Raw genomic sequence first — 16,900 nt, forward strand, 5'->3', positions numbered from 1 at the left:
AAGCCTCCCCAAATAAAAACTCAACGGCCCCATCATACCACTTTTACGCCGTTTTATCCGAGAATCAGCTCGCCAGCCGTGGAAACGAGCGTCGTTTTGACCAGCGTCACCGCCGGACGCACGCCGCTGCCGCGGATCGCGTTGGTCAGCACGCGCGCCGCCAGCACGCCCAGTTCTCTGACCGGCACGCGCAAGCAGTTGGCGCGCAGCAGACGCGCCAGCCGTTCGTCGCCGCAGAGCAGGTCGGGGCGTTCGCCGTCGGGCGAATTCTTCGCCCCGTCCCAGATCACGAACGGTTCGCCGTCGCCCATTTCCGTTTCCAGTTCCGCCAGGAACTCCATCACGGCCGCCGGACCGCCGCGATAGCGCACGGGACGACGCCCCGCCAGCGCGCGGACCCGCGCCGAGACGCTCTCGCGCTCCAGCGCCACGCTGAATTGGCCTGCGCACGCCGATGGTCCGATGCAGACCACGGGGATTTCCAACGCGCCGAGCTCCCGCGCCTGCGCGCCGAACCAGATCAGTCCGTCGGCCTTGCGCCCTTCGACGCGACGCAGCACGTTGGCGGCCAGCGAGGCGCTGCCGCCCTCAAAAAGGAGCAGCTCCATCTTGCAGCGCGACAGCACGCCGGATACCGCGCTCAGGAACTCGCCCGTCCACGGCGCGTCCATGCATTCCAGCACCACGCCGATGACGCCGGTGCGTTTGCTGGAAAGTCCGCTGGCCACCGCGTCCAGTTCGTAGCCCAGTTTTTTTGCCGCTTTCCAGACGCGACCGCGCGTCTCCGCGGAAATGCGCCGGTCGCCCCTCAGCGCGCGGCTGACGGTGCCTTTGTTGACGCCCGCCTCGAGCGCCACGTCGGCCATCGTGACCCGAGCCATGACGGGCGCCTCAGATCTCGATGATGCTGCCGCCGATGAACTCGCGCAGCAGCGAATTGCTGGGCACCAGACGGGGATCCATGGCCGGCACGAAGCGCAGCATGCGCAGCAGCCGCATCGCCTCGCCGCGCTGGGGCGATTCCTCGCCGACGGAGCGCAGCAAGTTTTCGGCATAAGGTTTCATCACCGGCAGCTCGTAGATCAGCGACGAGTTGAACATCACGTCGGCGTTCTTCTGATAGGGGAAGATATATCTTGCCGCGCCGCGTACCACCGAGGGCCAGCGGTTCAGCGTCGCCTCGGGCGAGTTGCCGCGGGTGCGGTTGTCGCGGATCAAGCGCCGCAGCAGGCGCAGGTCGGTCGTACTGGTGCGGGAATGCTGGTCGAGGCAGAGGCTGGTCAACGGCGAGAGGAACACGCCGTAGCGCGCCTGCGGAGGGATCGCCGCCAGCACTTTGTCGTTGAGCCCGTGGAGTCCCTCGAGGATCAGCACGTCGTCCTTTTCCAGTTTCAGTTCGGCTCCGGCCATGCGACGCCCCTCGTAAAAGTCGAAGCGCGGCAGCCGTACCGTTTTTCCCGTCAGCAGCGCATGGATGTGCTCGTTCAACAGCTCGGTGTCCACCGCCTCGACCGCCTCGAAGTCGCGCTTGCCGTCCTCGTCGAGCGGGCACTTGTCGCGGTCCACGAAGTAGTCGTCCAGCGAGATCGCCACGGGGCGCCGGCCGGCCACTTCCAGCTGGATGCGCAGCTTGTGCGACGTGGTCGTCTTGCCGGAGCCCGACGGGCCGGCGATGGTGATGACGCGGCGCTCGGGGACGCTCAAAAAATCCTGCGTCACCTCGGCGACCTTCTGGGCGTGAAGCGCTTCGGACATGAGGATCAGTTCCTTGCCGCCGTCGCGCGCCACCGCTTCGCAGATCTCCACGAGATTGACGACGTGGAGCTTGCGCATCCAGTCGGCGTAGTCGAGAAATACCGTCGAAAGCTTGTGCGAAGGCCGGTATTCGGGCAGCCCGCCGCGGCTCAGCGCGACCGGGAAGCGCAGCACGACGCCCGGCGTCAGTTTCGAAAGCTTGTAAGGACGAAGATAGCCGGTGGAAGGAACCATCGGCGAATAGAAGTGGTCGCGCTCGCCGTCGCAGCAGGCCATCTCCACGGGCAGATCGGACCACATATGAGCCAGCAGTTTCGCCTTGTCGGGGCGCTCGTGTTCTTCGAAAAAACGCCGCGCTTCGTCGATCGGCGTCATCTCGGCGCGGATGGGCAAATCGGCGGCGATGATCCGTTCCATCTCCGCGGCGATGGCGCTGACCTTGTCCGCGGGGATTTCCTCGTCTTCGCCGTTAAGCCGTTCCCCCGGACGGGGCATAAGCTCCCAGAACGTGCCTTCGGAAATGGAATGGGTAACGCGCAGCCCGCGCCCCAGCACGCGACGGGCGGCAATGGTCAGCACGAAGCTCAGCGAGCTCTGAAAGACGCTCACGCCCTCCGCCGAGGCCAAGTCGACCCAGCTGATCCGGGCGTTCTTGTCCACGATCCAGTTCAGCGGACGCAGATAATGATTGACGTGCCACGCCACCACCGGCACGCCGCTTTGCGAGCCGCCCAAGCGGCGCAACAGTTCCTCGCCGCTTGTCGGCGCGTCGCACGGCACGCTCTTTCCGTCGGGGAAAAACACGTTAAACATCTCCCAGCCTCCTCACAGACAGGTCTGCGCGGCGAAATCGTACCGCGCGCATTTTGCCTTTTATTATACCGTGTCATACAATAATCGGCGCAGCGCGAGTGAGAAATCTTCGTGCAAAGGAGGCGAACACCCATGGCCGACGGTTTCGAAAGCGACCGCAGCGAAGCCTATTTCAACGGCGGCATGAAGCCGCGCCCGGCGCCGCGACGCATCGGGGCGGCCGAGAAAAAACGCGGCGGGAAAACGGCCGCGGCGAAACGAAAGGATCCCCGCTCCGGAGGATAAAAATTTCCTCCGGAGCGGGGATCCTTTTTCGATCCGCGGCTTAGCAGTTGATGATGAAGTGTTCGGGTTCGTAAAAGGTCTGGAAGTCGGTGAGGTTGTTCTCACGGGCGATGTTTTCCACCTCGTCCTCGCTCTCCACGCTGAAAACGTCCACGCCCTCGTCGGTGTAATTGACGAGCAGGCAGCCGTAGCCTTCCTTGACGCCGTCCTTGAAAGCCTGGAGGTACAGTTCCAGCTCGATCAGGTCCTCGAAGAAGATCTCGCTGGACAGTTCGCCTTCGCTCTCCGCGCCTTCCTCGTCCTCCGTCAGCGCCTGAAGATAGGAAGCGATGCGTTCGTTCATCGTCTGTTCGAACTCGGGGGCGATGTCGAGCTGCATCTCGTCCTCGTTCAGCTCCCTGAAACTGCCGGCCGGTTTCCCTTCAAGCCACAGCTCGCCGGAATACAGAAGGCTCTCGTCGTTGTCCCGCTCGGCCAGATTGTGGATTTCCACCCCGTTGATCGACGCGTGCTCGATGTCTTTCATTTTAGAAGGTCTCCTTCCCGGAACTTTCATTCCTCGGAATGCTGTCACTCATTTTACCCGAATCGGAGCGTAACCGCCAGCCTCCTTTTCGCGGAGCCGCCTTTTTTTAGACTCATAACAGGAAACGGATCACCAGCGGCAGCGTCAGCACCGACAGCATCGTGCTGACCATGACGGCGCGGGCCGTATAATCGCCGTCCATGCCCATGGCTTCGGCCATTGGAAACGTGTTCATGGCCACCGGCATGGCCATGACGAGGATGCAGGTTTTCACCATCTCGGGCTGAGACGGGAAAAATCTAAAACCCAGCGCGAGGATCAGCGGCGAAATGATCAGACGTACGATCATGTCGGGCCAGACCTGAAGCAGATCGCGCCGCAGCTCGCCGGGCTTGAGCTTCATGCCCAGCGTTATCAGCGCCAGCCCGGTGCCGAGGTCGCCGAGAATCTTCAGCGACAGGTCGAGCCAGCGCGGCAGAGGCAGGCCGACGCCCACATTCCAAAGCGCTCCCAACACGATGCTGAGCACCACGGGATTACGGCTCAGCGAACGGAAAACGCGCCGCAGGGAATCCTTTCTCAGCCCGCCGTGAAGCACGATCAGACCGCTGACGGCAGAAAAAATTTCAAAACCCGCCACGGAAAGCGCCATGAAGCGCCCGTAATATTCGAGCGCGCCTTCGCCCCAAAGCATGACCACAGCCGGCATGCCCATAAACATGTTGTTCGAGCGGATCGCCATCATCACCGAGGCAGCTTTGCGCCGCGCGTCGCCGCGCCGAAAACGCTCGCTCAGCCAGGCGCAGAAGATCATGCCCAAGTAGCCGCCGTACAGCGCAAGGACGAAATTGACGTCGCCAAGATCGCGGGCGCTGACCGACAGCGTGATGCGGAAAACCAGGCAGGGCGCGGCCACATAAAAAACAACGCGCCCCATCTGCGAGCCGCCCTCGTCGTTCAAGATCCCCACGCGCTTCAACCCCCACCCCGTCATGATGCAGCACATGATGGGCAGGATCAACAGAAAACCGCCAAGCATGACCTCAGCACCTCCGCCGGAAAATGTTTTTCATTATAAATTTTCCGGCGGAAAAAGGGAACCCCGCTTCGATCCGATTGTCGAAGCTTCCCCGAGACGATATAATGGACTTGAAATATGAGACGGCATTCCCGATCAGACCATCCAGAAAGAAGGAAAAATCCATCATGATCCCGGTTCCTTCCCGCATTTTTCGCGAGTACGACATCCGCGGCGAAGCCGAGAGCGAACTGACCGACGAAAACGTGCGGGCGGTCGCGCGCGCCTACGGCACGTATTTGAAACGCGCCGGTATCCTCAAAGCCACCGTAGGCGGCGACGTACGCCTGTCCACCGAGCGGATCCGCGCCGCCGCCATCGAAGGCCTGCGCTCCTGCGGCGTCGACGTCATCGACCTCGGCACGGTGACCACGCCCATGCTCTACTGGAGCTTCTTCCGCTTCGGCGTCGACGGCGGCGTCATGATCACCGGCAGTCACAATCCGAAGGACATGAACGGCCTCAAGCTGGGGTTCAAAAAAGCCACGCTGTTCGGCGAAGAAATCCAGAAGATCCGCCGCATGGCGCAGACGGGCGACTTCGACCTCGCCGCCGCGCCGGGAGCGCTGGAAAAAGCCGACATCGCCGACGGATACGTCGCCATGCTGACGGAGAAAGTGCGTCTGCCGCGGCCGATGAAGATCGTCATCGACCCCGCCAACGGCACGGCGGCGCTGTTCGCCGGCAGATTCTTCAAAGCCCTCGGCTGCGACGTCACCGCCCTGTACGACACGCCCGACGGCACCTTTCCCAACCACCATCCCGACCCTCAGAAGAAGGAGAACATGCGGGACTTGGCGCGCACAGTCGTGGAGGTCGGCGCCGAGGCCGGCTTCGGCTTCGACGGCGACGCCGACCGCATCGGCGTCGTCGACAACGAAGGCGGGATCGTCGGCGGCGACATTCTCATGGCCCTGTTCTGGCGCGAGATTCTGCCCAAATATCCCGGCGCCACCGCCATCATCGAAGTGAAATGCTCCAAAGCGCTCGAAGAAGAAGTGCGCCGCCTCGGCGGCAAACCCTGTTATTACAAAGCCGGCCATTCGCTGATCAAGGCCGAGATGAAGCGCATCGGCGCGCCCTTCGCCGGCGAATATTCGGGACACATGTTCTTCGCCGACGAATATTACGGCTACGACGATTCCTTCTACGCCGCCGCCCGGCTGCTGCGCCTCGTCGCCGCCGGCCGCGAGACGCTGGCGCAGATGCGCGCCTCAATCCCCGCCTACTGCCACACCGAGGAGATGCGCATCGACTGCCCCGACGAGCGCAAGTTCGAGGTGATGAAGCAGATCACCGCGCAGGCACTCAAAGACCACGACGCCATCACCGTCGACGGCGTGCGCATCCTCTACGACGGCGGCTGGGGGCTGATCCGCGCCTCCAACACCCAGCCCGTGCTGGCCGTCAGGTGCGAAGGCACGACGCCCGAGAAGCGCGACCAGATCGCAGCCGACATCCGCGCCCGCATCCTTCGCGCCGGACTGCCCGACTTCCAATGGAAAATGTAAGGAGACTGTCATGACCGATCCCGTTGAAAAAGTGCAAAAGGCTCTCGACGAACTTCACTACGAAGGGAGCATCATCCACAGCGACGCCACCATCTTCACCGTCGAAGACGCTTCCAAAGCGATCGGCGTCACGCCGGGCGAGATCCTCAAGAGCCTGATCTTCATGGTCGACGGACAGCCCTGGCTCGTGCTCATGTCCGGTCCGAACAAAGTCCATTCGGGCAAGATCAAGCGGCTCAGCCAGGGACATCGCGTCACTATGGCTTCGCCCGACTACGTTTTCGAGAACTTCGGTTTCAGAATCGGCGGCGTGCCGCCCCTCGGCTATCCGCGGACGCTGCCCGCGCTGCTGGACGAGGATTTGTGGAATTTTTCCATTGTCTGGGCTGCGGCCGGCACCGACCACGCTTTCTTTCCCATCGCCCCGGAAACGCTGCGAGAATACACCCAGGGACAGAAAGCGGCCGTCAAGAAAGAGCCCCCTCAGCCGTGATCTTCCGCCCCTTCTTCCATCCTGACGATGAAAGAACAGAAAGGAGCTTCCCATGAAAACTCCGGCACTCAAGATCTATCGCGAACGTCCCATTATGGGCTGCGGCTGAAGCACCGCCATCTACACCGAGAACGAGTTGAAACATTTTCCCGGTGCAGCCAACCGCGTCGCGGTTGGGCAGCTTTACATGAAGCTCAAAGAAGAGTATGGTCCCCGCCTCGACATCAACTTCTACGACCCGCGCTGTTTCGTATTTCTCTTCGACACGCTGCGCTATCGCCTGCGCGGCGACGAAGTCACCTGGGTGCTGAACGGCAAGGTGATCTTCCGCGGCATTCCCGAGTGGGAAAACCTGAAAGACGCTATCGACGGCGTCCTTCCAGCCTCGTAGATACAAGACGAGACCGTCCCGGCCTGCAGCGGGCCGAGACGGTCTCTTTTTTCGTATCCGCGTGAAAACGAACTCGATGCCGATTTTACTTAAAAAATTTAATTGGGACTCACCATCAGTCGTGATAGCGCAGATCGATGCGCAGGATCCGCCGCGGACGGCCTGCCGCGGCCTGCGGCTCCTTTCCCAGCACGGTCAGATAGCGAAACTCCTCCAGCTTCTGCAGCAGCCTGTTCATGCTGCGCAGCGACAGCGAGCAGTAACGCGCCAGTTCGGACGAAGTGACCGTGTCGGTCCGGTATTGCAGAAGGGCCTGCTCGATCTTGCTCAGCGATCTGATCCCGATCCCGGTCTGCACGGAGATCTGGCGCAGATTTTCGTTGAACAGCCCTTTCGCGTCGGGATCGCCCGACAGCGAGATCGGGCCGAAAAAATGCCCTCTCTCGTCAAGACCGTAACAGCAAGATGCCGGGCTTCTTCGGCTTCTCTGCTGCGCCTTGTCGGCCGCGTAACGGGCCTCCCGGGCCGTATACCCGATGCCGATGCCCGCCGAAATCTTCTCCAGACAGGGATTTTGAAAGGGCATGTGCAGCAGACTGAGACCGGTGAAGTTCCCCGTCTCGGCCATCAGCGTCCTCAGATCGCACGCCACGTAATAGTCAGCCATGTCCGTCTGAAACACGGCGCCGCCGAGATGCTGCGCAAAATAGCAGACGGACTCGCCGATCTGCGCCTGCAGTCTCAGCGTCTGCAGCTCGCTGTACATGTGCATCTCGCGGCTCAGCTGGAATTCCGGCCGGATCACGACCACCGCGGGAAGGTTTCTTTCGGCAACGGTGATCTGATGTCTCAGCAGCAAAAACTGGAGCTTCTGCTGCAGAAGAGAAAAATTCGGACCGGTCTTGATCGAAGGGATCCCCATCGCCCGAAGTTTTTCGTAGATCTTCTCCAGTCCCGTCACGCACAGATCCGCCCTGCCGGTGCGGTAATTTTCCGCGTGATATTGAACGACCTGCTGAAAATAATCTTCGGCCATGATGTCAAAGCGGGTATTGTAAAGCCGCACGCTTTCTTCGGTCCCCTTCAGCTCTTCGCGTATCTCTTCGATGATTTCATCGTCAAAACCGTCCATGCTGACGTTCTGGATCCTGTTTTTGTATTTCAGTCCCGCCTTGACGAGCGCGCACATGGTCGACAGCATGTTGCGCGGCATAAAATCCCACGGGACCGCGGGTTGGAGCAGAGACGTCGCGTACAGATAAGGCGTCTGTCCCGTGAAAAGCAGAGCGTCGCATTTCCTCTCGTTTTCTTCGATCAGTTTTATCGCCTCGTGAAAATCCCGATACGCCAGAGGCATCAGCTGTACGGAAAACCGAGCCGATCTTTTCTGCAGGATTCTCAGACTTGTCTCGGGGCCAATCACGCCAATGATCATCATCGTTCCCTCGCGATAGAGAAATCTTGCCCGTTCCGCATGGTTCGGACATGCCGCTTCATTGTACGCGGCCATTGCATTAAGGTCAAATTAAGGTCGTTTTATAGCATCCAAGACGCCCATATAATGAAATAAGCAGTGAATTTATTTTTACAAACGAATTCATTGCGCTTCATTCCCGAAAAGGAGGTTCTCTTCATGTATTGGGCTCTTCTCGTCGTGTTCGGCATCTTCGCGCTGGGAGATTACCTTGGCGTCGTCTCGAAGGCTCGCCTCTCCTCCGTGTTCGTCGCCCTGATGTGCTTTCTGGTGCTGTTTCTGAGCGGCGTTCTGCCTCAGGATCTAATTAAGATCGCCGGACTCACCGATTTGGCTAAAATGGCGACGCCGTTTCTCGTTTTCTCCATGGGCTCGTCCATCAACCTGTCGCAGATGCGCAGGGAATGGAAAGTCGTCGTCATGTCGCTGGCGGCGATGCTGGTCGCCGTCGTCTCCGTACTTGCCGTCGCGCCGCTGATCGGCATGCAGAGCGCTCTGGTGTGCATTCCTATCGTCAACGGCGGCATCGTCGCCACGCAGATCATGACCGCCGCCGCTCTCGAAAAAGGATTCGGCCTGGCCGCCGCGCTCGGCACGCTGGTATTCGCCGTGCAGAAATTCGTCGGCACCATCCCCGCCTCGCACTTCGGCCTCAAGGAAGCGAAGCTGCTGGTCAGCGACTACCGCGAGAAAAAGGCCCAGGGCATCGATCTTTTAAAGGCCGCTCAGCCGCAGGGCCACCAGGAAACGGACGCTCAACCGAAGAAAGTTCCGTTCTGCGTCCGGTACGACAAATATTACACCGTCTACATGACGCTCGGCATCGCAGCCGCAGTCGCCTACGTCAGCAGCCTGATCGCCAGGGTCACGGGCATCGCCGCTTCGATCTGGTGCCTGCTTTTCGGCATGCTGCTCAATCAGCTGCATCTGATCCCTTCGCGTATCCTCGACCGGGGAAAGTCGAGCGGGCTGTTCATGACGGCGACGTTTTGCAGTTTGATCCCCGCCCTGGCGAAGATCGAGCTCTCCGACATGGGCAGCATGGCCGTCAGTCTGGCGCTGGTATTCGGGGCGGTGCTGATCGGTACTTTCCTGCTGCTCTACGTCCTGCCGCTGTGGAAGTTCATCGGCTCGCGCAACATGGTGGTCGGCATCGCCATGTCGCAGCTGCTGGGATTCCCCGCCACGTTCCTGATCGTCAACGAAGTGGCGACGGCCGTCGCGCGGAACGACGACGAGAAAAACTACGTCGTCGAGAAGCTGACGCCGGCCTTCGTCGTGTCGGGCTTCGTCTCCGTGACGACGTTCTCGATCATCATGGCGGGGATTTTCGCCTCTTTCCTGCATCTGTTCCCGGCGCCGTAAATCCGGCCACGAAAAACACGAACGAAACCGACGGATCTGTTTTATAATAGCGGCGGCCTCGAAAAAACGCTCTGCACCGTCAGGCGCCGTGCGAGTCCGCCCACAACTCAAGGAAAGCCGGAGGGAAAAATCATGAAATTCGACATGCTGAATTATCGTTATCCGTCTCGCCGCAGCGTCATTTACGGGCGCAAAGGCATGGTCTGCACCTCTCAGCCGCTGGCCGCCCAGGCCGGACTGGACATTCTGAAAAAGGGAGGCAACGCCGTCGACGCCATGATCGCCACGGCGATCTGCATGACCGTATTGGAGCCCACGGGAAACGGGCTCGGTTCGGACGCGTTCGACCTCGTCTGGTTCGGCGGCAGACTTTACGGGCTCAACGGCAGCGGCGGCGCCGCGAAGCTTCAGACCCTCGAGAAGATGAAGGCCAAAGGCTACGATTCCATGCCGCAGCGCGGCTGGGACTCCGTCACGGTGCCCGGCGCCGTATCGGCCTGGAGCGAACTGCACCAACGTTTCGGACGCTTGCCCTTCAAAGACCTGTTCACTGCCGCCATCGACTACGCCGAAAACGGCTATCCCGTCCACCCCATCGTCGGCCGTCTTTGGAACGACGCGGCCAAAGTCTTCATGCCGTTCAAGGACAAGCCGGAATTCCGTCCGTTCTTCGAAACGTTCCTCAAAAACGGCGCCCCGGCCATCGGCAGCCTGGTCAAACTCCCCGATCACGCCAGAACCCTGCGCGAACTTGCCGAGACGAACTGCGAGAGCTTTTACCGCGGCCGAATCGCCGCGGCGTTCGACGCGTTCTCGAAAGAGACGGGCGGCCTCCTGCGCGCCGAGGACCTGGCGGCGTACCGGGCCGAATGGGTCGAACCGATCACGACCAACTACAAAGGCTACGAAGTCTGCGAAATCCCGCCCAACGGCCACGGCATCGTCGCGCTGATGACGCTGAACATGCTGCAGAAGATGGACACCTCGCTGGGGCGCGACGCCGAGCCAACGGTCCACAAACAGCTGGAAGCGATGAAGCTGGCTTTCATCGACGGACAAACCTACATCGCCGACCCGCGCTTCATGAAGATGAAGACGGATTTTCTGCTCAGCGACGCCTATGCCGCGGGACGCAGCGGCGAAATCGGCGCAGAGGCGCTGCTGCCGAAACCCATCGATCCGCAGTGCGGCGGCACGGTTTACATGTGCGCCGCTGACAGCGAGGGCAACATGATCTCGCACATCCAGAGCAACTTCCGCGGCTTCGGCAGCGGCATCGTCATCCCCGGCTGCGGTATCGCGCTGAACGACCGCGGCAACGGCTTCAAGCTCGATCCGCAGTCCGACGACTGCATTGCCCCGGGCAAGAAGCCCTACCACACCATCATCCCCGGATTCCTGATGAAGGACGGCCGGGCCGTCGGTCCTTTCGGCGTCATGGGCGGCTTCATGCAACCCCAGGGCCATGTGCAGGTGCTGATGAACATGATCGATTACGGCCTCAATCCCCAGGAAGCTCTCGACGCGCCGCGCTGGCAGTGGATCGGCGGCAGGAAGGTGGAACTGGAAGCCGGCTTTGACCCCGCCGTGGCCGAAGGGCTGAGCAAACGCGGTCACGAAGTGACCGTCACCAGCGACTTCCTCAGCTTCGGACGCGGTCAGATGATCCTGCGCGGCGACGACGGCGTGCTCATCGGCGCCACCGAGCCGCGCACCGACGGCTGCGTCGCCGCCTGGTAAAACGGGTCGCCCTTCTCCGCTCAGAAACACACAAACGCCAAGCGGCCGAGAACTGATGCATTCATTTGAATCATCAGATCCCGGCCGCTTGGTTTGTCCTGCGGAGGACATCGTCGGTCACGCGACCGACCCTTTTCGTTTTGTGAGTTTTCAGCGTTTGTTTTTGATCGTCTTGGGATTGCCCTTGCCGTTCCGCCACAGGATCACGGACCAGTAGAAGCGGCTCATTTCGCGGAAATCGCGCGGCTTGACGCCGAGGATGCTCTCCAGCTTTTCAAGGCGGTAATCCACCGTGGTGCGATGCACGTGCAGCAGCTCGGCGGCGCGCACGACGCTGAAGCCGCTTTCGCACCAGGCCGCGATCGTCTCCTGCAGTTCCTCGCCGTCAGTCCGCACGAAAAGCGGCGCCAGTTCGCGCTCCACCATGCTGTCGAGCAGGCGGGGCTCGGAACAGAGCAGCAGTTCCTCGACGCGAAAATCGGTGATGATGTGGACTTTGTCGCGCGGGAGCAGTTTGCTGCCGACGCCCAAGGCGACCTGCGCCTCGCGATACGACGAGACTAGGCCGGGAATGCCGTCCTGCACGCTGCCGATGCCGACCGCGGCGGAAAAACCGCGGCGCTTGAGCTGGTCGGTCAGCTGCAGGCACTGCTCGCGCACCGCCACGTAGAACTTGTCGCGATTGAACTCGCGCCCGCGCATGGCGCTGCGGAAGACCACGTAGCGGTGCGGGCCGACGCTGCCGGAAACGTCGCCGGGAGCGTTGAAGATCTGGCGGATGTCCATCAGCGTGCGGTCGCGTTCGGGATAGTCGCCGTCCTCGCTGCTCTGCGACGACGTGTCGATCTCGATCACCGAATAGGCCAGCGTCTTGTCGTAGCCCATCAGCGCCGCCTTGGTCTCGATCACCTGCGGATCGTTGATGCCGGGGCGGAACAGGGCGATGTCGGCCACCAACGCCTGCAGGTTGCGCTCGCGTTCCAGCAGTTCGCGCGTGATCATGCGCTCTTTCAGGTACAGCTCAGCCTGGCTTTTGACGAGCTGAGCGAACGGCTTGACCTTTTCGGGATCGCCCGTGATAGCGATCGTGCCGATCACATGCTGCTCAGTATCGAGGATCGGATAGGTGACGCCGGGCTTGACGCCTTTCAGACGGCGGGCGTCCTCTTCCGTTTCCCAGCGGGACTGCCCCGTGCGCCCGACAATGGCGCACGCCTCGTTCAGCGTGCCGATACCGCGGTCGAGGTCGCTGCAGCCGATCGTGATTCCGTCGGTATCGGTGATGACGACGTCGTATCCGATGACGCGGGAAATGTTTTCCGCAAGTTCCTGAGCAATAGGTCTAAGCATGTGTCTCCTCCCGGACATTGTGTAATTGCGGCGTATCTGCCTGATTTTGACGGGAATTAAGGCAAGTTTTTTTCGCCGACAAGTTTATCAGAGATCTTTCGTAACGAAATTTTATTTCGTTACGAAAAAACTTTTAAGTCATATAGACGCATTCCAACATGTATTATAATACCACTTTCGGCATTTTTGTGGAGCTCATTTTCATTTATTCGTCTCAAGATTTTGAGATTTTTATGAACAAAAATGTAGGGCGATCCGCGTCGTCCCGTCATATTTTCGGCAACTTGCCTGATTTCATCGGATGAATCACGCCCAAACAGCAGAAACGGCTCGCCACAAATCATCGAAAAAGATACTACAGCACAAACGGATCTTCCATTAAAACACGCTCAATATGACGACAACGGCCGGTTTTACGCCCCTCTTCACAGGTACAACAGCGATGCTCCACGTCCACGGCAAATTCTTCGCCGTTTTCCTCCACGAGCCATACCTTTGCTCCGACCCGCCGAAGTTCGGGGCCGCCGGCCTTTCCCGCCGACAGCCCTCGGGCTGCGGCGAAATTATCAGCCTGCTTTTCAAGAATCGGCTCGCCGGGATCCAAAGGCACGCTCTCGATGAATTCGCCCTTGTCCAGCGCCACGTTGGACAGGCGGTCGGCTTCGGCGTTCCGGGCCCTCGGCACCCAGCGGCAGCGCGCTTGCAGAGCGCGCATACGCTCGATGATCGGCTCGGCCAGCGCTTTCAGACGGGGTTCTTTGATCTTCCACTGCCCCGTTACCTGCGATATCACCAGTTTGCTGTCGCCGCAGATTTCCGCGTTCTTCAGACCGCGGCGTTCAAGCTCGTCAAGCAGCAGACTCAGCGCCATATACTCCGCCTCGTTGTTGGTCTTCATGCCCAACGGCAGCGCACGGCGCCAGATCACCCGCTCGCCGTCGTAAATCACCATGCCGGCACCGGCGTCGCCGGGATTGCCCCGCGAGGCGCCGTCAAAATGGCCTCGAATCATCAGGCTCTCGCCTCCTTGTTCGTTTGTGCGCGCAGCGGCGGATGACGCCACAGCGTCGCGTAGATCACGGGAAAAGTTCCTATCGCGAAACAGCCGATAACCGCCAGCACTCCATCCAGTCCCATACGTTCCGAAAGAGCGCCAATCAGCAACGGCAGCAGAATCGGCGGCAGATCATTCGCCAGGAGGTACAACGACGATCCCTTGGGAAGCAGCCGCGGCGGAAACACGTCCGGTACCAGCGCGCTGATGGCGGGATAATCGACGCCGTGGCTCAGTCCGAAAAGCATGCCCGCCGCCACGAACCAAGGGATCTGTTTCGACGAGGCGGCCAGCAAAAGCGAAAGCGCCTCACCCACAGCCCAGAAACAGAAGGAGGTTCGTCGATCGAAAGACGTCAGCAGCCAGGCGCAGAAAGCCACGCGCACGAGTACGCTGACCGGCGTCAACGCCCACGTGAACCATGTTCCCCTGAAGCCGAGCCCGCGCATCAGGTTCGGTACGTACTGAATCGCCGCCGTAGCCGTCAGCGAAACCGTAAAAATCGAAGCGAGCAGCGCCCACGTCTCCCGACGCCTTATCAGTTCGCCCCAGCTTCCCCACGCCACGCCCGTGACCGCCTGCCCTGTGGCCCCTTTTCCGGCGCGAGGCATGCGCAGAGCATAAAGCGCCAGCGCTGTCAAAATAGCGGAGGAAAGCATCATGAACAGACGGATGAAACCGCGGTCAATCAGGAATTCGGACAACGGCACTACGACAAACTGCGGAAGAATGGAGCCAAGGCAGAGATAACCGAAAATCCGGCCGCGTTCCGCCGCGGGGATAACCAGCCCCTGATACGCCGTGATCGCCACATACACCACGCTGTAAGCCATGCCGACAAGAAAACGCGCCAGCATCAGCGCGCAAAAATTCCGCGACAGATACCCCAGCCCTGCGGCGGCCCCCAAAAGCGCCGCCCCCGTCACGGCCCCGCGGACGCCGACGCGCTCCACCATCCAGCCCCCGAGAGGACGGGCACAGGTCGCACCAACGTAAAAGACGCTCATGACCACGCCCATCCGCCACGAACCGAAATCCATCTGCAGCAGCAGCGACGGCAGCACGTAGCTGGCAGAAACCAGGCTATGGGCGCAAAACGTCAGCGTGAAAATACTGTAAAAATAAGAGGGCAGCCTCATACGCTCTCTCTCCCGAACGAGAAAAATGCCTGCACGCCCGTGGCGGCAGGATAACCTGCAGACCGTCGCCGCCCTTCAGAAACGGCGACGTCGCACGTTGACATTGTACACCTCGAATCGCATAAAAACCTTTTTCTCCATGATACCAAACAAATCGTTTCCAACGGAAGGGAAGACATCCCATGAAAGCGCACAGCAAACTTCTGTGCTTTGGCGCCGCGCTGTCTTGCCCTACCGTCGGCCGCCTTTTCTACGGGGAAAGACGGCGTTCCCGACCATGGCTCCGGAAACGGATTGACAGTCCACAAAAAATCCTCTCGTTCGCGAACGAGAGGATTTTGTGCAGATCGTAGAACTCAGTGAGACAACAGCGTCAGCATGACGGCCGCGGCGACGGCCGTGCCGATGACGCCGGCCACGTTGGGTCCCATGGCGTGCATCAGCAGGAAATGGCCGGGGTTCTCCTTCTGGCAGACCACCTGAACGACGCGGGCCGCCATGGGAACGGCGGATACGCCGGCAGCGCCGATCATCGGGTTGATCTTGCCGCCGCTGAGGATCTTGAGAAGCTGGCCGAAGCCGCAACCGCCGGCCGTGCTGGCCATGAAGGCGACCAGTCCGAGGACGATGATCTTGATCGTGCCGAGAGTCAGGAACTTATCGGCTTCCATCGTGGCGCCGACGGTCAGCGACAGGAAGATCGTGGTGGTGTTCATGATCGCGTTCTGAGCCGTGTCGCTGAGACGGTCGGCACAGCCGCATTCGCGAATCAGGTTACCGAACATGAGGATACCGACGAGAGGCACCGACATGGGCAGGATCAGCCCGGTGACGACGGTGACGACGATGGGGAACATGATCCTTTCGAGCTTGCTGACGGGACGAAGCTTGTCCATCGTGATGGCACGGTCGGCTTTGCTGGTGCACAGCTTGATGATCGGAGGCTGGATCAGGGGCACCAGCGACATGTAGCTGTATGAAGCCACGGCCACGGCGCCGAGAATCTGCGGCGCCAGTTTCGAACACAGATAAATGCTGGTCGGCCCGTCGGCGCCGCCGATAATGGCGATCGAAGCGGCTTCCTGCACGTTGAAGCCCAGCATCATGGCTCCGAACAGCGCGATGAAAACGCCCAGCTGGGCGGCGGCCCCGAGGAGGAACGTGATGGGGTTGGCCAGAAGCGGGGTAAAGTCGGTCATGGCGCCGATGCCCATGAAGATGATGACGGGATAGATCTCCTTGACCGTGCCGAAGGACATGTAATACAGGAACCCGCCGGCCTGGGTCTCGTTGCCCAGCGCATCGAGCACGGGCCCGGAGGTGATGCCCGACAGAGGCAGGTTGGCCAGAAGGCAGCCGAACGCGATGGGGATCAGCAGCAACGGTTCAAAGCCGCGGCCAATGGCCAAGTACAGCAAGGCAAACGCCACCAGCAACATGACAATGTTGCCGCCCGTCAGTCCCGCAAAGCCGGATTCGCCGACAATGCGGGCAAACGCTTCAGAAACAACGCTCATAATTTTTTCCTCCTTGGGAAAATCGTAAGATGATGCGGTTCGAGCCGCTTTAAACCGTTTTACGCCCTCCGCAAGCCTTTACTTGCGGCCGGTGCTGACGATACGCATCGCGTAAATCACGCCGGTCAGTCCCGCGAGCACGAGAAACACCACGCTGAACGCGATCGCCGAGAGAGCCGTAGCCCCGCTCATGCCGTCAAAGACCATTCCGTTCACCTCCAAAAGAATAAACTATTGGATACCAATAAATACAAGCTATTAAAAAACTTCAACATAGACACGATGCGAATAAGAATAACGGAAAAAAGGTTCAGCGTCAAGACAAAAAAGGCTAAGAGAAGTTAAACGCCAGCAGAAAAATTTCACAAATTTTCAAGTCCCGATAAAAGATGCTTAGGCCGGCGCCGGC

Annotated in this window: 16 protein-coding genes; 6 read left to right on the forward strand and 10 right to left on the reverse strand. The window is 60.3% G+C overall.

Annotation, left to right across the window (positions count from 1 at the left end; all coding sequences use genetic code 11):
• Positions 1 to 53 precede the first annotated feature (53 nt).
• Both B0D78_RS00930 and B0D78_RS00935 read right to left on the reverse strand, forming a co-directional pair.
• Positions 54 to 881 (reverse strand): LacI family DNA-binding transcriptional regulator, encoded by an 828-nt coding sequence (locus B0D78_RS00930; protein ID WP_078015112.1) that lies wholly within the window; start codon positions 879 to 881, stop codon positions 54 to 56.
• 10 nt (positions 882 to 891) lie between these two features.
• Positions 892 to 2,568, reverse strand: coding sequence for a nucleoside kinase (locus B0D78_RS00935; RefSeq protein WP_078015113.1), 1,677 nt, complete (start codon positions 2,566 to 2,568; stop codon positions 892 to 894).
• A gap of 132 nt (positions 2,569 to 2,700) precedes the next feature.
• Here B0D78_RS00935 and B0D78_RS12695 point away from each other — a divergent pair, with 132 nt between their 5' ends.
• Positions 2,701 to 2,853, forward strand: a complete 153-nt coding sequence (locus B0D78_RS12695) for a hypothetical protein (protein WP_158606209.1) — start codon at positions 2,701 to 2,703, stop codon at positions 2,851 to 2,853.
• A gap of 40 nt (positions 2,854 to 2,893) precedes the next feature.
• On the opposite strand, the gene B0D78_RS00940 is transcribed toward B0D78_RS12695, so the two are convergent.
• Together B0D78_RS00940 and B0D78_RS00945 are read right to left on the reverse strand one after the other, a co-directional pair.
• The gene (locus B0D78_RS00940) at positions 2,894 to 3,379 is read right to left on the reverse strand and encodes a hypothetical protein (protein ID WP_078015114.1); all 486 of its coding nucleotides are present in this window, start codon (positions 3,377 to 3,379) and stop codon (positions 2,894 to 2,896) included.
• 112 nt (positions 3,380 to 3,491) lie between these two features.
• Positions 3,492 to 4,418 carry an AEC family transporter gene (locus B0D78_RS00945; RefSeq protein WP_078015115.1) on the reverse strand — a complete coding sequence of 309 codons (927 nt, stop codon included), beginning with the start codon at positions 4,416 to 4,418 and terminating at the stop codon, positions 3,492 to 3,494.
• Between the two features lie 167 nt (positions 4,419 to 4,585).
• Between B0D78_RS00945 and B0D78_RS00950 the strand changes: the two genes are divergently transcribed.
• The 3 genes from B0D78_RS00950 to B0D78_RS00960 all read left to right on the forward strand — a co-directional run bounded on the left by B0D78_RS00950 (position 4,586) and on the right by B0D78_RS00960 (position 6,852).
• A complete protein-coding gene (locus B0D78_RS00950) occupies positions 4,586 to 5,968 on the forward strand; it encodes a phosphomannomutase/phosphoglucomutase (RefSeq protein WP_078015116.1) in 1,383 nt (460 codons plus the stop codon).
• Between the two features lie 10 nt (positions 5,969 to 5,978).
• Positions 5,979 to 6,461 carry a YbaK/EbsC family protein gene (locus B0D78_RS00955; protein ID WP_078015117.1) on the forward strand — a complete coding sequence of 161 codons (483 nt, stop codon included), beginning with the start codon at positions 5,979 to 5,981 and terminating at the stop codon, positions 6,459 to 6,461.
• 136 nt (positions 6,462 to 6,597) lie between these two features.
• Positions 6,598 to 6,852 carry a hypothetical protein gene (locus B0D78_RS00960; protein ID WP_240496075.1) on the forward strand — a complete coding sequence of 85 codons (255 nt, stop codon included), beginning with the start codon at positions 6,598 to 6,600 and terminating at the stop codon, positions 6,850 to 6,852.
• 115 nt (positions 6,853 to 6,967) lie between these two features.
• Here B0D78_RS00960 and B0D78_RS00965 read toward each other — a convergent pair whose 3' ends face one another.
• Positions 6,968 to 8,290 (reverse strand): hypothetical protein, encoded by a 1,323-nt coding sequence (locus B0D78_RS00965; protein ID WP_143521665.1) that lies wholly within the window; start codon positions 8,288 to 8,290, stop codon positions 6,968 to 6,970.
• 195 nt (positions 8,291 to 8,485) lie between these two features.
• Here B0D78_RS00965 and B0D78_RS00970 point away from each other — a divergent pair, with 195 nt between their 5' ends.
• Both B0D78_RS00970 and B0D78_RS00975 read left to right on the forward strand, forming a co-directional pair.
• On the forward strand, positions 8,486 to 9,691 hold the full coding sequence (locus tag B0D78_RS00970; protein ID WP_078015119.1) for a hypothetical protein: 1,206 nt from the start codon (positions 8,486 to 8,488) through the stop codon (positions 9,689 to 9,691).
• Positions 9,692 to 9,823: 132 nt separating this feature from the next.
• Positions 9,824 to 11,431: a gamma-glutamyltransferase family protein gene (locus tag B0D78_RS00975; RefSeq protein ID WP_078015120.1), complete on the forward strand. Its 1,608-nt coding sequence runs from the start codon at positions 9,824 to 9,826 to the stop codon at positions 11,429 to 11,431.
• A 150-nt stretch (positions 11,432 to 11,581) separates the two neighbouring features.
• Here the strand turns inward: B0D78_RS00975 and B0D78_RS00980 are convergent, their stop codons facing one another.
• The 5 genes from B0D78_RS00980 to B0D78_RS13460 all read right to left on the reverse strand — a co-directional run bounded on the left by B0D78_RS00980 (position 11,582) and on the right by B0D78_RS13460 (position 16,698).
• Positions 11,582 to 12,781: a CdaR family transcriptional regulator gene (locus tag B0D78_RS00980; RefSeq protein WP_078015121.1), complete on the reverse strand. Its 1,200-nt coding sequence runs from the start codon at positions 12,779 to 12,781 to the stop codon at positions 11,582 to 11,584.
• Between the two features lie 355 nt (positions 12,782 to 13,136).
• Positions 13,137 to 13,793 carry a ribonuclease HI family protein gene (locus B0D78_RS00985; RefSeq protein WP_078015122.1) on the reverse strand — a complete coding sequence of 219 codons (657 nt, stop codon included), beginning with the start codon at positions 13,791 to 13,793 and terminating at the stop codon, positions 13,137 to 13,139.
• Positions 13,793 to 14,974 (reverse strand): MFS transporter, encoded by a 1,182-nt coding sequence (locus B0D78_RS00990; protein ID WP_078015123.1) that lies wholly within the window; start codon positions 14,972 to 14,974, stop codon positions 13,793 to 13,795. The genes B0D78_RS00985 and B0D78_RS00990 overlap by 1 nt, the downstream gene beginning before the upstream one ends.
• A 356-nt stretch (positions 14,975 to 15,330) precedes the next feature.
• Complete coding sequence (locus B0D78_RS00995; RefSeq protein WP_078015124.1) at positions 15,331 to 16,491, reverse strand: sodium ion-translocating decarboxylase subunit beta; 1,161 nt, start codon at positions 16,489 to 16,491, stop codon at positions 15,331 to 15,333.
• A gap of 78 nt (positions 16,492 to 16,569) precedes the next feature.
• A complete protein-coding gene (locus B0D78_RS13460; RefSeq protein WP_255415953.1) occupies positions 16,570 to 16,698 on the reverse strand; it encodes a hypothetical protein in 129 nt (42 codons plus the stop codon).
• Positions 16,699 to 16,900: the final 202 nt, after the last annotated feature.

The organism is Pyramidobacter sp. C12-8 (assembly GCF_002007215.1).
GTDB lineage: Bacteria > Synergistota > Synergistia > Synergistales > Dethiosulfovibrionaceae > Pyramidobacter.

Bases quoted from the DNA above. Each gene is read 5' to 3' on its own strand.
- B0D78_RS00930 (WP_078015112.1), bottom strand. From the start codon at position 881: ATGGCTCGGGTCACGATGGCCGACGTGGCGCTCGAGGCGGGCGTCAAC.
- B0D78_RS00935 (WP_078015113.1), bottom strand. From the start codon at position 2,568: ATGTTTAACGTGTTTTTCCCCGACGGAAAGAGCGTGCCGTGCGACGCG.
- B0D78_RS12695 (WP_158606209.1), top strand. From the start codon at position 2,701: ATGGCCGACGGTTTCGAAAGCGACCGCAGCGAAGCCTATTTCAACGGC.
- B0D78_RS00940 (WP_078015114.1), bottom strand. From the start codon at position 3,379: ATGAAAGACATCGAGCACGCGTCGATCAACGGGGTGGAAATCCACAAT.
- B0D78_RS00945 (WP_078015115.1), bottom strand. From the start codon at position 4,418: ATGCTTGGCGGTTTTCTGTTGATCCTGCCCATCATGTGCTGCATCATG.
- B0D78_RS00950 (WP_078015116.1), top strand. From the start codon at position 4,586: ATGATCCCGGTTCCTTCCCGCATTTTTCGCGAGTACGACATCCGCGGC.
- B0D78_RS00955 (WP_078015117.1), top strand. From the start codon at position 5,979: ATGACCGATCCCGTTGAAAAAGTGCAAAAGGCTCTCGACGAACTTCAC.
- B0D78_RS00965 (WP_143521665.1), bottom strand. From the start codon at position 8,290: ATGATGATCATTGGCGTGATTGGCCCCGAGACAAGTCTGAGAATCCTG.
- B0D78_RS00970 (WP_078015119.1), top strand. From the start codon at position 8,486: ATGTATTGGGCTCTTCTCGTCGTGTTCGGCATCTTCGCGCTGGGAGAT.
- B0D78_RS00975 (WP_078015120.1), top strand. From the start codon at position 9,824: ATGAAATTCGACATGCTGAATTATCGTTATCCGTCTCGCCGCAGCGTC.
- B0D78_RS00980 (WP_078015121.1), bottom strand. From the start codon at position 12,781: ATGCTTAGACCTATTGCTCAGGAACTTGCGGAAAACATTTCCCGCGTC.
- B0D78_RS00985 (WP_078015122.1), bottom strand. From the start codon at position 13,793: ATGATTCGAGGCCATTTTGACGGCGCCTCGCGGGGCAATCCCGGCGAC.
- B0D78_RS00990 (WP_078015123.1), bottom strand. From the start codon at position 14,974: ATGAGGCTGCCCTCTTATTTTTACAGTATTTTCACGCTGACGTTTTGC.
- B0D78_RS00995 (WP_078015124.1), bottom strand. From the start codon at position 16,491: ATGAGCGTTGTTTCTGAAGCGTTTGCCCGCATTGTCGGCGAATCCGGC.
- B0D78_RS13460 (WP_255415953.1), bottom strand. From the start codon at position 16,698: ATGGTCTTTGACGGCATGAGCGGGGCTACGGCTCTCTCGGCGATCGCG.